Below are 12490 nucleotides of genomic sequence, written 5' to 3' on the forward strand. Positions count from 1 at the left end.
GGGGCAGCACTGCTGACAGCGCGTCAGGCTACAACTAATCTGACGGATAGTCAGCTACGGTGTGGCGCCGGAACGGTGGAGGCATCAGATGCGCGGTGACCTGGAGTGGGGCACGATCCCGGGACTCGTCCGGTCGGCGGGGGAGCGGTACGGCGAGCGGGAGGCGGTCGCCGACGGGCGCACCCGGGTCTCGTACGCCGAACTCGCCGCCCGCGTCGAGCGGTCCGCCGCGGCCTGCCTGGCCACCGGGGTACGGACCGGGGACCGGGTCGCGGTCTGGGCCCCCAACAGCCTCGACTGGATCGTCGCCGCCCTCGGCGCCGTCACCGCCGGCGCCGTCCTCGTCCCCCTCAACACCCGCTTCAAGGGCACCGAGGCCGCCGACGTCCTCGCTCGCTCCCGCGCCCGGCTCCTCTTCGTCACCGGCACCTTCCTCGGCACCTCGTACGTCGCCTCGCTGCGCCGCGCCGGGGTGCCCCTGCCCGACCTGGAGCGGGTCGTCGTCCTCGGCGACACCGCGCCCGACGAGGCCGAGTGGACCACCTGGAAGGCGTTCCTCGCCGAGGGCGACCAGACCCCCGCCGCCCGCGTCCGGGCCCGCGCCGACGCCATCGACCCCCACAGCCCCTCGGACATCGTCTACACCTCCGGCACCACCGGCCGGCCCAAGGGCGCCGTCATCAGCCACGCCCAGACGCTGCGCTGCTACGAGGAGTGGGCCGCCCTCGCCGGCCTCGCCGAGGGCGACCGGTACCTGGTGGTGAACCCCTTCTTCCACACCTTCGGCTACAAGGCGGGCGTCCTCGCCTGCCTGATGCGCGGGGCGGTGATCGTGCCGCAGCCCGTCTTCACCGTCGACACCGTCCTCGCCAACATCGCCGCCGAGCGGATCAGCGTGCTCCCCGGCCCGCCCACCCTCCACCAGTCCCTCCTCGACCACCCGGCCCGCGCCGCCCACGACCTCTCCAGCCTCCGCCTGGTGGTCACCGGCGCCGCCGTCGTCCCGCTGCTGCTCGTCGAGCGCCTCCGCTCCGAGCTGGGCATCGGCACCGTCCTCACCGCGTACGGCCTCTCCGAGGCGAGCGGCCTGGTCACCATGTGCCGCCGCGACGACCCCGACGAGACGATCGCCACGACCTCCGGGCGCGCCGTCCCCGGCACCGAGGTCCGGCTCTCCGCCTCGGGAGAGGTGCTGGTCCGGGGGCACAACGTGATGCGCGGCTACTTCGAGGACGAGGAGGCGACGGCCGCCGCGATCGACGCGGACGGCTGGCTGCGCACCGGCGACGTCGGCGTCCTCGACGAGGCCGGGAACCTGCGGATCACCGACCGGCTCAAGGACATGTTCATCGTCGGCGGCTTCAACGCCTATCCCGCCGAGATCGAGCAGCTCCTCGGCCTCCACCCGGACATCGCCGACGTCGCCGTCGTGGGGATCCCCGACCCCCGGCTCGGCGAGGTCGGCAAGGCGTTCGCGGTGCGGCGGCCGGGCGCGCGGGTCACCGCCGACGACCTGATCGCCTGGTCGCGGCGGGAGATGGCGAACTACAAGGTGCCCCGGCAGGTGGAGTTCGTGACCGAACTTCCCCGGAACGCGAGCGGGAAGGTGGTCAAGGGGGAGCTGCGGAAGCGGGGTTGACGCCGGTGTCCGCCCCACTCCGGAGTATTGGAATCCGTTTATGGAAATGGTGGGGGAGCGGCAACCGGACGACGGCGTGTGCACGTCATACCGGCGCACCCCACCTCCCCACCTCCCCCTTCTTCTCCCACCGAGGAGCACCAGGTGTCCATGCAGGAGTTCCCGCTCACGCTCACCCCCCAGCAGGCCGCCACCGGAGTCGTCATCCCGGTCACCCTGCCCGGCAACGCCGGCGGCCCGACCCAGCTCCACGTCCCGCCCTGCCGGAACGGCGACGTCATCCCCGTCCCCTTCGCGGGCACGACCGTCCTCCTCCGCATCACCGTCGCCGCCGGGCAGGGCCCGCGGCAGCGGAAGTCGGGCGTCGCCGGCTGCCTCGTCCCGCTGCTCGTGATCGGCGCGATCATCGGCGGCTCGTACCTCTTCAACAGCAACGACAAGGACGAACCCGCCGACTCCCGCCCGACCTTCCCCACCTTCTCCGTCTCGCCCTTCCCCAGCCTCGACCTCGACCTCCCCACCGACCCCGCCGCCACCCCCACCGAGGAGGAGCCCGACCCGTACGAGAAGGGCACCTGCCTCAACGGCACCCTCCCGGACTCGGAGACCGCCCAGTCCGTCAGCGGCGTCGAGGAGGTCCCCTGCTCGGCCTCGGACGCCCACTACAAGGTCATCCAGACCTTCCCCTTCACCTCCGACATGGACCGGTGCAACGCCAACCCCAAGACCCAGTACGCCTTCTCGCACCGCTACACGATGAACGGCACCACCATCAGCGAGTACGTCTACTGCCTGGTGGGGCTGGGGTCGTACGCGCGCGGCTGACCGTCACGGGACGCGGGTACGGGCGCGGGCGCGGGCTCCGGGCCGTCACGGGACGCGGGTCAGGAGGACGATCCCGGCCTCCTCCCGCACCACCCGCCACCCCGGATCCGCCGCCGCCTCCCGCAGGGCGCCGTCCACCGCGCCCGCCGGGAAGCCGTCGAGCCGGTCCGCGACCAGCCACTCCACCGCCGGGTCCCGGTCCAGCAGCCCCGGCGCCGCGAGCCGCACCACCGTCCGGTCCGTGAGGTGCGGCGCCAGCGTGTTGCTCGCCGCCACCCGCACCCCGTCCGGCACCAGCTCCACCGCCGCCCGCGCCGCCGCCTCGCGCGGACTCTCCCGCCAGAAGCCCGGCGTGGCGAGCTGGGCGGTGGGCTGGAGCGGCAGCAGCAGGAGCGCCACCCCGAGCGGTACGAGCAGCGGAGCCCCCGCCCGGAGCGGCCCCGGCCCCTGCCGCCCCGCCCCGCGCAGCCCCGGCACCGGCGGCCGCGCCCCGCGCCGTACCGCGTCCACCAGCGCCGCGAACGCCACCGGCACCAGCACCGCCGAGTAGTGCAGCCCCGGCTCCCAGTGCGACGGCACCGACGACGTGAACCGCCACGCCAGCGTCGGCAGCAGCAGCCACGCCAGCGGACTGCGCACCACCAGACCGCCCGTGACGGCCAGCAGCGCCAGGACCGTCAGCGCCTTGACCGGCCAGCCGTCCAGGAGCCCGTACGCGCCCCCCACCTGCTCCGCGTACAGATACCGTCCGTCCGGCGCGAACCCCGGGATCACCACCTTCAGCACCAGCGCCGCCGCCAGCACCGACCCACCGGCCAGCAGCCACCCCGCCCGCCGCCCCCGCCGGTCCCCGAGGCCCCGCGCCCGGTGCGCGACCAGCAGCCCGAACACCGCCGCCGTCGCCCCCAGGTCCTCCTTCACGAGCAGCAGCGCCGCCGCCCACCAGACCGCCGCCCGCAGCCGCCCGTCCAGATACGCCCGGCAGGCCAGCGCCAGCGGCGGCAGCGCGAACGCCACCTCGTGGAAGTCGAAGCCGACCAGCGTCTGCGTCCCCCACGCGAGCCCGCACGCCACCCCGACCAGCGGCCCCGCGAACGGCCGCCCCGGCAGGTGCGCCTGGGCCGTCCGCCCGGTCACGTACACCGCCACCGCGACCAGCGCCGCCTGCGCCACCAGCAGCACCTCCACGTGCGGCACCAGCCGGTACACCGGACCGAGCAGCGCGAGCACCGGATGGAAGTGGTCCCCGAGCAGCGGCAGCGCCTCGCCCCCGAACCCCGCCGGGGCCGTCGCCGTCCGGATCTCCGAAGCGGGCAGCCGCCCCTCCGCCCAGGACCGCACCGCCTGCCCGAAGATCCCCAGGTCGTAGCCGGTCGTCCGGAACCGGGCGTGGTTGCGCAGCGCGAAGGCGCAGTGCAGGACGAAGAGGACGGCGGCGACGAACGCGGGCCCGGTCCTGGACGGGACCTCCGGCCGGCGGAGGGCGGGCGCCTCAGCCGTATGGGTCGCTTCGGGCGTGGTGATCATGAGCATGCGAGGCAGCTTCGCCACGAGCCCCTGAAGCCTCCCTGAAGCTCCCTGAGGATTTCCTCAGGCCGCTGTGACCACGCAGGCGATACTCGGGGCCATGCGCATCCTGGCGATCGAGGACGAGGAACGGATAGCCGCCTCGCTCCGGCGCGGCCTCACAGCCGTCGGCTACACCGTCGACGTCGCCCACGACGGCGTCACCGGACTCCACCTGGCCCGCGAACACCGCTACTCCGCCGTCCTCCTCGACCTCATGCTGCCCGGCCTCAGCGGCTACCAGGTCTGCGCCCGGCTGCGCGCCGAGGGCAACGATGTGCCGGTGATGATGCTGACCGCGAAGAACGGCGAGTACGACGAGGCCGAGGGCCTCGACACCGGAGCCGACGACTACCTCGCCAAGCCCTTCTCGTACGTCGTCCTGGAGGCCCGGCTGCGCGCCCTCGTCCGCCGTGGCGGCGCCCGCGTCCCCGCCCTCCTGGAGGCCGGCGACCTGTGGCTCGACCCGGCCCGCCGCACCTGCGGCCGGGGGAGCGAGCGGATCGACCTCACCCCGAAGGAGTTCGCGGTGCTGCACTGCCTGCTGGGCCGCCTCGACGAGGTCGTGCCCGTCGTCGACGTCCTCGACGAGGTGTGGTCCGCGGACTTCACCGGCGACCCGAACATCGTGCACGTCTACATCAGCGCCGTACGGAAGAAGATCGACGCCCCCTTCGGGCGGGAGACCATCGAGACGGTGAGAGGCGCCGGCTACCGGGTGAGCGGCCGTGCGTGACACCGCACGCCCCGCGTGGGCGACCCGCCCGGTCTGGGCCTCCGGCCTGGCGGCGGCCCTGGTCGTCGGCTGCGCCGTGGCCTGGCTCCAGTACGCCGACCGGGCCGCCGGCCTGCGCTCCACCTGGCCCGCCGTCCACATCAACCACGACCGCGTCGGCCCCCAGATCGAGGCGATCACCACCTGGGGCACCTGGGCGGGGGCGGCGTACGTGGCCGCCGTCTGCCTCGTCGCGGGCAAGGGCGGCCCGTGGTGGGTACGGCTCCGGGGCGCGGCGGTCGCGGCGACGGTGACGGCCGCCCTGTACGCCACGTACGGCAGCTGGCTGCTGAAGGAGAACGAGTTCGGCAAGGTCGACGTCGCGGAGAAGGCGCTCCGCTGGGCCGTCGCCTGCGTCGGCCCCTCCGCGGGCGTCATCACGGCGGCGGCGGTCGCGGTCGCGGTCGGGCGGGGCGGCGCCCGGATCTCCTTCCGGGGGCGGGTGGCGCTCACCGCCGGGGCGGTGACGGGGGCGCTGTTCCTCGGGGCGGTCCACACCTTCCAGACCATCGAGGAGGCCCACGACGACCTCGACAAGGTCTACTGGATCGCCCTCACCACCGGGGCCCCGCTGGCGGCGCTCCTGACCGGCTTCCTGGTCCACCGGATGGTCGCCCGCGCCCTGCGTCCCGTCGAGGCGATCCGCCGCGAACTCGCCGACATCAGCGGCCAGTCGCTCGACCGGCGCGTCCCCGTCCCGCCGACGGCCGACGTCATCGCCGACCTCGCCCGCACGACGAACGCGACGCTCGACCGGCTGGAGACGGCCTCGGCGCGACAGCGCGAGTTCACCGCCGACGCCGCCCACGAACTCCGCAGCCCGCTGGCCGCGGTGCGGGTCCAGCTGGAGTCGGCCCTGCGCCACCCCGAGTCGGTGGACAACTGGCGGGAGGTCGTGACGGAGGCGGCGGCGGACGTCGTCCGCCTCCAGCACCTCGCCGACGACCTGCTCCTGCTGGCCAGCCACGGCTCGGTCCCCCCGGTACGCGAACCGGTCGACCTGTCGGCCCTGGCGGAGGACCTGGTACGCGAGCACCAGCACCTCCCGGAGGCGGCCGCGCTGCGCCTCCGCTGCGACGCGCCGGTCCCGGCGGTCCTCCCGGGCAACCCCGGCCACCTGGACCGCCTCCTGCGCAACCTCCTGGCGAACGCCTGCCGCCACGCGACATCCGAGGTCACGGTCACCGTCCGCACGTCGCCCGCGCACCTGACCCTCACGGTCCGCGACGACGGCCCCGGCATCCCGCCCGCCGACCGCGCCCGCGTCTTCGCCCGCTTCACCCGCCTCGACGAGTCCCGCACCCGCGCGGCGGGCGGCGCGGGCCTGGGCCTCCCCATCGCCCGCGACCTCGCCACCGCCCACGCCGGCACCCTCACCATCGAGGACACGGAGCTGGGCGGCGCCTTGCTGGTGGCCCGCTTCCCCGCGGGGGGTCAGTCGGCGCGGAGGTCGTTGTAGGCGGTGGTGCCGGTGATGTGCATGTCCGCCGAGGCGGGTGCGGCAACTCCGAGGGCGAGGGCCACGGTGACGACTGCGAGGGCGAAGAGGCGCTTGGCGCTGCGCATTACTGACTCCTCATGAAGGGGTGGGAATCGGGCGGATCGATCCTCGTGGCGGAACTCCACCGGCCGCGAAGTGGAAGGTTCTACTTCGTCAGGTGGCCGAAACCGACTGGAGGGCCGGGCAGTTGCCCGGCCCTCCAGTCGGCGGCCCGATCGCGTCGCGCGCGATCCCTCCCGTACGGATCCCCCCTGGTTCCGTACTGGGTCCCCCGGGACCTCGCGCTCCCCCGTCGAGCGGGCCGCTGCGGACGGCCCCGGCGGCTCCCCCGATGGCGTCGCCGGTGCCGATCTCCCCGTGGGGAATGGTCTACTTGGCCGCGGGCTCGTGGCCCTCGCCGACGACCTTCTCCGTGATGGCGTCGACGGCCGGCTCCGAAGTGGCGTGCATGTCCTTGGTGGTGATGTCCGCTTCGCCCGGGCCCGTGACCTTGTCGGTGATGGCGTCGACGGCGGGCGTCGAGGTCGCGTGCATGTCCAGGGGCTTGATGATCGGGTCCTGCTTCAGCGGATCGGTCATGCTCGTCAACTCCTGCGTGTGGGATAAGAGAGGTGAGGAGATCCGGCCGGCCTTCCCCCGTGGACGACCGGCCGAATCTCCCGGGCCGATCACCCTAACCCCCAGGGTCTTCGGCCTCGCCGTCAGTCCGCCTGCCCCCCGAGGCGGCGGCCTGTTGTGGGTACGAGCATGCCGGGCGGCGATAAACGAACGATGAACGTGCTGGCGGGGGCGGGTCTAGGCGGCCGTGGCCGGTGCCAGGAGCTCCCTCACCTGAGCCGCCTCCGGAGACGCCAGGGAGTCGAAGACGCCCAGCGCCTCCTTCCAGCACGCCTGTGCCCGTCCGGTCTGACCGAGGTGGTGGAGGGCGCGGCCGAGGACGGTCAGTACGTTGGCCCGCCGCCACTCGCCGCCGATGCCCCGGAGGACCGTGAGCGCCATCTCGGCGTTGGACGCCCCGTGGGCGTACCTGCGGGCGGCCAGGTCGAGCTCCGAGAGGCGGAACAGGGTCATGCCCTCCCACAGCCTCTGGCGGCTGTCGGCGAAGACGGCCAGGGCTTCCCGCAGCCGCTCGCTCGCGGCGGCGAGCTGGTTGTCCTGGGTGAGGGCCAGCCCGAGCGCGTACCGTCCGTTGGCACCGCGCAGGGCATGCCCCATGGAGTCGTAGATCTCCGTTCCGCGCAGGGCCAGCTCGATCGCGCTCGAGGTCCGTCCCATCGCGAGATGCATGCGTGAGAGGTTGCAGAGGGCGCTCGCCTCACCGGGCTCGTCACCGATCCCCCGGAACCTTTCGATGGCCTGGGTGAGGTGCTGCTCGCCCTCCGCGAAGCGGTTCTGGTACAGCGCGATGATGCCTCGGGCGTTGGCGGACCAGCAGGCCGGGATGGGGTCCCCGGCGCGTTCCGCGCACGGCAGCGCCGACTCGGCGTCACGATCGGCCTCCTGGAAGCGGCCCGCCGTGTGGTGGACTCCCGCGAGGACCATCAAGGCGCGCCCTTCGGCCTTGTCGTCCCGGCAGCCGCGGGCGGCATCCCGGACGACGGCCCCGGTCGCCTCGAACTCTCTCGAATTGGCTCCCGACTCGCCGAGGTCCAGCGACGCCCACAGCAGGTCCACCGCGCGGCGGAGGGTGCCGGGGGTCGTGGCCGACTGGCGGACGCAGGCGAGGAGGCAGTGGGACTCGGCGTAGAGCCAGTCCTGGGCCTCGTGGCGGTCGGTGAAGGACAGGCCCTCGTACGTCGTCGGCTCCAGGTGGTCGACGAGCCGGTCGCCGGGCCGCTCGATGGCGTACACCCGCGCCGCCGTCGAGAGGTAGAAGTCGAGGAGGCGCGAGAGGGCCGCCGCCTTCTCCGTGGGCGGGTGCTCGTCGCGGTCGGCGCAGGCGCGGGCGTAGAGGCGGACCAGGTCGTGGTAGCGGTAGCGGCCGGGGGCCGCCGACTCCAGGAGCGACGTGTCCACCAGGGCCTCCAGGAGGTCCTCGGTGTCCCAGAGGGGCAGGTCCAGGACGGCCGCGGCCGCCGCCAGGGAGATGTCCGGGCCGTCCGCGAGGCCCAGGAGGCGGAAGGCCCGCGCCTGGGCGGGCTCCAGCTGGCCGTAGCCCAGCTCGAAGGTGGCCTTCACCGCGAGGTCGCCGGCCTGGAGCTCGTCGAGGCGGCGCCGCTCGTCGGCCAGCTTGGCGGCGAGGACCGACACCGTCCACGTGCGGCGGGCCGCCAGGCGCGACGCGGCGATGCGGATCGCCAGCGGCAGGAACCCGCACGCGGCGACCACGTCGAGCGCCGCCTCCCGCTCCGCCCGCACCCGCTCCTCGCCGACGATCCTGGTGAAGAGCTGGAGCGCCTCCTCGGGGGACATCACGTCGAGGTCGACCAGGTGCGCGCCCGCCAGGTCCACCATGCGGATCCGGCTGGTGACGAGGGCCGCGCAGCCCGCCGTCCCGGGCAGCAGGGGCCGGATCTGGGCCGCGTCCCGCGCGTTGTCGAGGAGGATCAGGACCCGGCGGCCGTCCAGCGTCGAGCGGTAGAGCGCGGCCCGGTCCTCCAGCGAGTCGGGGATGGCCGAGTCAGGGGTGCCGAGGGCGCGGAGGAAGGAGCCGAGGACGGTCTCGGGGGCGGCGGCGCGGGCCCCGGCGCCCTGGAGGTCGACGTACAGCTGTCCGTCGGGGAAGTGCGGGCGGGCCTCGTGCGCCACGTGGACGGCGAGGGTGGTCTTGCCGACGCCGCCGATGCCGGCCAGCGCGGAGACCGCCATGACCGAGCCCTCGGCGGTGGCGAGCCGGGCGCCCAGCTCCCGTACGAACGCCGCCCGGCCGGTGAAGTCGGCGACCGTGGCCGGGAGTTGCGCGGGACGCGCGAGCGGGGCGGCGGCGGGGGCCTGCTCCTCGACGGGGCGGGCCAGTTCGGTGTCGCCCTGGAGGATGCGCTGCTGGAGCCGGGAGAGTTCGGGGGTCGGGTCGACGCCGAGCTCGTCGGCGAGGAGCCGGCGGGTGTCGGCGTACACGGCGAGCGCCTCGGCCTGCCGTCCGCCCCGGTAGAGGGCGAGCATCAGCAGTTCGCGGAGGCGTTCGCGCAGCGGGTGCGCGGCGGTGAGCGCGGTCAGCTCGGAGACGGCCTCGGCGTGCGCGCCGATCTCCAGGTCGACGTCGACGCGGGTCTCCAGGAGGGTGAGCCGCCACTCCTCCAGGCGGGTCCGCTGGGTGTCGGCGTACGGCCCCGGCACGGAGGCCAGGACCTCGCCGTCCCACAGGTCGAGGGCTTCGGCGAGCCGGGCGCGGGCGGCGGTCCGCTCGCCGCCGGCCCGCAGCTTCTCCGCGTCGGCGGCGAGCGCGCGGGCGCGCGTGAGGTCCAGTCCCGTGGTCCGCAGCGCGTAGCCCCCGGACTCGCTGACCAGGACCTCGGGGCCGAGGACCTTGCGGAGCCGGGAGGCGTACGTGCGGAGCGCGGCGAGCGCCTGGGAGGGGGGTTCCTCGCCCCAGAGGGCGTCGATGAGCTCGGCGGCGGTGGCGGTACGGCCCTCGCGCAGGAGCAGGGCGGCGAGCAGGGCCCGCTGCTGGGGCGAGCCGGTGGCCAGCGCCTCCCCGTCCCGCCAGGCCCGCACGGGCCCGAGCACACCGAAACGAAGCCCGGTGCCGGTGCGGGTGTCACTGCCGGCGCCGGTGTCGGTGCCGGTTCCGGTTCCGGTAGTGCCGCCGGGGGCCGCGTTGGTTCCGGTTCCGGAGTTGCCGCCGGGGGCCGCGCCGGTGCCGGCAGCGGCTCCGGGGCCCGCGCCGCTACCCACGCCGGCGCCGCTGCTCGCCCCCGCGCCGGCGCCCGCTCCCGTACCGGTGACCGCTCCCGTACCCGCTCCCGAACCCGCTCCCGAACCCGAACCCGCTCCCGTACCCCCGCCCGTCCGTGCCCGCTGCCGGGGCACGCCGACGTCCGGCCCGGCCTCGTTCCCGCCGGGGCCCTGCGCCGGGACGCGCGGCCCGTTCTCCTGCCCCATGGCTCCCCCTGCCCCTACCGGTGGTATCGCCCCGTCAGTCTGCCTTGTCCGGAGGGAGCGCGTCAGCATCGGGGCGCGGTTGTGGGGGAGCTGTGACCGGGTCTCCCCGCACCGTGTCGCGTTCCGGCCGTCGCGGTAGCTGACGGTTCGTCAGATCGGCGCTACCGTGAAGGGCATGGAGACCCAGGAGACCTTCCCCAGGATCATCTCGGTGGACGACCACACCGTGGAGCCCCCGCACGTCTGGCGGGACCGGCTCCCGTCCCGGTATCGGGACACCGGCCCGCGGATCGTCCGGGCGCCGCTGAAGGAGATGACCTTCCTCGGCGGCAAGTTCGCGCCCGTCATGGGCGCGCCCGGCGACGACGGCCCGATCGGCGACTGGTGGGTCTACGAGGATCTGCACAGGCCCCTCACTCGCCTGGACACCGCCGTCGGCTACGACCGCGACGAGATACGCCTCGAAGTCATCACGTACGAGCAGATGCGGCCGGGATCCTTCTCCGTCCCCGACCGGCTCGCCGACATGGACGTCAACCACGTCCAGTCCGCGCTCTGCTTCCCGACCTTCCCGCGCTTCTGCGGCCAGACCTTCACCGAGGCGGCCGACCGCGATCTCGGCCTGCTGTGCGTGCGCGCGTACAACGACTGGATGGTGGAGGAGTGGTGCGGGCCGGAGGCGCGCGGCCGGCTGATCCCGCTGACCCTCGTCCCGCTCTGGGACCCGGAGCTGGCCGCCGCCGAGGTGCGGCGGAACGCGGCGCGCGGGGTGCGGGCGGTGGCCTTCTCCGAGATCCCGCCGCATCTGGGGCTGCCGTCGGTCCACACCGACCACTGGGACCCGTTCCTCCGGGCCTGCGACGAGACCGGCACGGTCGTCGCGATGCACATCGGCTCGTCCAGCCGGATGCCGTCCACCTCGGCGGACGCCCCGCCGGCGGTCGGCTCCACGATCACCTTCGCCAACTGCTGCTTCTCGATGGTCGACTGGCTGATGAGCGGCAAGTTCGAGCGCTTCCCGAACCTGCGGATCATGTACGCGGAGGGCCAGATCGGCTGGATCCCGTACATCCTGGAGCGGGCGGACGTGGTCTGGGAGGAGAACCGCGCCTGGGGCGGGGTCGCCGACAAGGTGACCCGGCCGCCGTCGGAGCTCTTCGCCGGGCACGTCTTCGGCTGCTTCTTCGACGACGCCTTCGGCCTGCGCAACCTCGACGCGATCGGCGCGGCGAACGTCCTCTACGAGACGGACTACCCGCACTCCGACTCGACCTGGCCGAAGTCCAAGGAGGTCGGCGCGGCGCAGATGGGCCACCTGGCCCCGGACGTCGTGGACCGGATCGTCCGCGGCAACGCCATCGACCTGCTGGGCCTGACCCCGGAGGGCCTGTGGCGGCCGTGAGGCGAGGGTGAGGGGCGGGGCGGCCGCCCCTCCGGGGATCTCCGCCCCGTGTCGCCTACGGCAGGACGTTCCGGACGTTGTGCTCGCTCACGTCGGGCGCGTGCCGGGCGACGGTCCGGTAGTCGTCATCGTCGTGGAGGACGGTCAGGCCGTGGTGGGCCGCGGTGGCCGCGATGATCAGGCCGACGGCCGAGGCGCTCCGGTGCTCCCCCGCCCGCGCCATCCGGCGCTGCACGGAGTCGATCCAGCGTCCGGCGTTCTTGGGCACGGCGACGTCGGGGTAGAGCTCGGTGAACATCTCGGCGATCTCGTCGTACTCGCGCCCGTTCCGGGCGCTGTGCAGGAACTCGGCGCGCTGCGGGTAGCACGACGCGATCGCCTCGGCGTCGATCGCGTCGTACCAGGCCGACTGGAGTGCGGGGTCGCCCAGGATCCGGACGAGGCCGGACGTGTCGAGGAGGTAGATCACCCGGCGTCCTTCTCGGCCCGATGACGCCGCTCCGCGTCCTCGACCGCCCCCCAGTGGCGGGCGCGCTCGAAGTGCCGCCCGATACGAGCCGCGCGCTCTTGCCGGTCGGCGTAGAAGCGCAGGGCCAGGTTGACAGCTTCCTTCTTGGTCCGCGCCTTGGACAGGGCCATGGCCCGCTCCAGCGCGTCCTCGTCTATGTCGATCTGGGTCACGGCCACGGCGGTCCCTCCGTCTCTAGGGAACATGTACAAAAAATTGTACTCCTTCCACAT

The 12490-nt window shown here is 74.0% G+C and carries 11 protein-coding genes; 5 read left to right on the top strand and 6 right to left on the bottom strand.

Annotated elements, in window-relative coordinates; translation table 11 throughout:
• The first annotated feature begins 88 nt into the window (after positions 1–88).
• Complete coding sequence (locus tag ACIGHB_RS31940) at positions 89–1639, top strand: FadD3 family acyl-CoA ligase (RefSeq protein WP_399917995.1); 1551 nt, start codon at positions 89–91, stop codon at positions 1637–1639.
• Between the two features lie 150 nt (positions 1640–1789).
• The gene (locus tag ACIGHB_RS31945) at positions 1790–2464 is read left to right on the top strand and encodes a hypothetical protein (RefSeq protein ID WP_399918052.1); all 675 of its coding nucleotides are present in this window, start codon (positions 1790–1792) and stop codon (positions 2462–2464) included.
• Positions 2465–2509: 45 nt separating this feature from the next.
• Here the strand turns inward: ACIGHB_RS31945 and ACIGHB_RS31950 are convergent, their stop codons facing one another.
• The gene (locus ACIGHB_RS31950) at positions 2510–3997 is read right to left on the bottom strand and encodes a DUF2079 domain-containing protein (protein ID WP_399917997.1); all 1488 of its coding nucleotides are present in this window, start codon (positions 3995–3997) and stop codon (positions 2510–2512) included.
• Positions 3998–4091: 94 nt separating this feature from the next.
• Here ACIGHB_RS31950 and ACIGHB_RS31955 point away from each other — a divergent pair, with 94 nt between their 5' ends.
• Both ACIGHB_RS31955 and ACIGHB_RS31960 read left to right on the top strand, forming a co-directional pair.
• A complete protein-coding gene (locus ACIGHB_RS31955; protein ID WP_360316721.1) occupies positions 4092–4766 on the top strand; it encodes a response regulator transcription factor in 675 nt (224 codons plus the stop codon).
• On the top strand, positions 4759–6264 hold the full coding sequence (locus tag ACIGHB_RS31960) for a sensor histidine kinase (protein WP_399918000.1): 1506 nt from the start codon (positions 4759–4761) through the stop codon (positions 6262–6264). The genes ACIGHB_RS31955 and ACIGHB_RS31960 overlap by 8 nt, the downstream gene beginning before the upstream one ends.
• On the opposite strand, the gene ACIGHB_RS31965 is transcribed toward ACIGHB_RS31960, so the two are convergent.
• From ACIGHB_RS31965 to ACIGHB_RS31975, 3 genes are all read right to left on the bottom strand, one after another.
• A complete protein-coding gene (locus ACIGHB_RS31965) occupies positions 6240–6371 on the bottom strand; it encodes a hypothetical protein (RefSeq protein WP_399918002.1) in 132 nt (43 codons plus the stop codon). The two genes, ACIGHB_RS31960 and ACIGHB_RS31965, sit on opposite strands and share 25 nt — an antisense overlap.
• Positions 6372–6675: 304 nt before the next feature.
• The gene (locus ACIGHB_RS31970; RefSeq protein WP_360316712.1) at positions 6676–6885 is read right to left on the bottom strand and encodes a hypothetical protein; all 210 of its coding nucleotides are present in this window, start codon (positions 6883–6885) and stop codon (positions 6676–6678) included.
• Between the two features lie 216 nt (positions 6886–7101).
• Positions 7102–10347, bottom strand: a complete 3246-nt coding sequence (locus tag ACIGHB_RS31975) for an AfsR/SARP family transcriptional regulator (RefSeq protein ID WP_399918004.1) — start codon at positions 10345–10347, stop codon at positions 7102–7104.
• A 175-nt stretch (positions 10348–10522) separates the two neighbouring features.
• On the opposite strand from ACIGHB_RS31975, the gene ACIGHB_RS31980 reads away from it, so the two are divergent.
• A complete protein-coding gene (locus ACIGHB_RS31980; protein ID WP_399918006.1) occupies positions 10523–11749 on the top strand; it encodes an amidohydrolase family protein in 1227 nt (408 codons plus the stop codon).
• Positions 11750–11804: 55 nt separating this feature from the next.
• On the opposite strand, the gene ACIGHB_RS31985 is transcribed toward ACIGHB_RS31980, so the two are convergent.
• Together ACIGHB_RS31985 and ACIGHB_RS31990 are read right to left on the bottom strand one after the other, a co-directional pair.
• On the bottom strand, positions 11805–12218 hold the full coding sequence (locus tag ACIGHB_RS31985; RefSeq protein ID WP_399918008.1) for a PIN domain-containing protein: 414 nt from the start codon (positions 12216–12218) through the stop codon (positions 11805–11807).
• Positions 12215–12436 carry a type II toxin-antitoxin system VapB family antitoxin gene (locus ACIGHB_RS31990; RefSeq protein WP_030495222.1) on the bottom strand — a complete coding sequence of 74 codons (222 nt, stop codon included), beginning with the start codon at positions 12434–12436 and terminating at the stop codon, positions 12215–12217. Before ACIGHB_RS31990 ends, ACIGHB_RS31985 begins: the two co-directional genes overlap by 4 nt.
• Between the last annotated feature and the right edge of the window lie 54 nt (positions 12437–12490).

It is taken from the genome of Streptomyces sp. NPDC085460 (assembly GCF_044541975.1).
Taxonomy (GTDB): domain Bacteria; phylum Actinomycetota; class Actinomycetes; order Streptomycetales; family Streptomycetaceae; genus Streptomyces.

Excerpts from the sequence above, each read along its gene's own strand:
- ACIGHB_RS31955 (WP_360316721.1), top strand. The coding sequence starts at position 4,092 with ATGCGCATCCTGGCGATCGAGGACGAGGAACGGATAGCCGCCTCGCTC.
- ACIGHB_RS31940 (WP_399917995.1), top strand. The coding sequence starts at position 89 with ATGCGCGGTGACCTGGAGTGGGGCACGATCCCGGGACTCGTCCGGTCG.
- ACIGHB_RS31945 (WP_399918052.1), top strand. The coding sequence starts at position 1,790 with ATGCAGGAGTTCCCGCTCACGCTCACCCCCCAGCAGGCCGCCACCGGA.
- ACIGHB_RS31980 (WP_399918006.1), top strand. The coding sequence starts at position 10,523 with ATGGAGACCCAGGAGACCTTCCCCAGGATCATCTCGGTGGACGACCAC.
- ACIGHB_RS31950 (WP_399917997.1), bottom strand. The coding sequence starts at position 3,997 with ATGCTCATGATCACCACGCCCGAAGCGACCCATACGGCTGAGGCGCCC.
- ACIGHB_RS31965 (WP_399918002.1), bottom strand. The coding sequence starts at position 6,371 with ATGCGCAGCGCCAAGCGCCTCTTCGCCCTCGCAGTCGTCACCGTGGCC.
- ACIGHB_RS31970 (WP_360316712.1), bottom strand. The coding sequence starts at position 6,885 with ATGACCGATCCGCTGAAGCAGGACCCGATCATCAAGCCCCTGGACATG.
- ACIGHB_RS31975 (WP_399918004.1), bottom strand. The coding sequence starts at position 10,347 with ATGGGGCAGGAGAACGGGCCGCGCGTCCCGGCGCAGGGCCCCGGCGGG.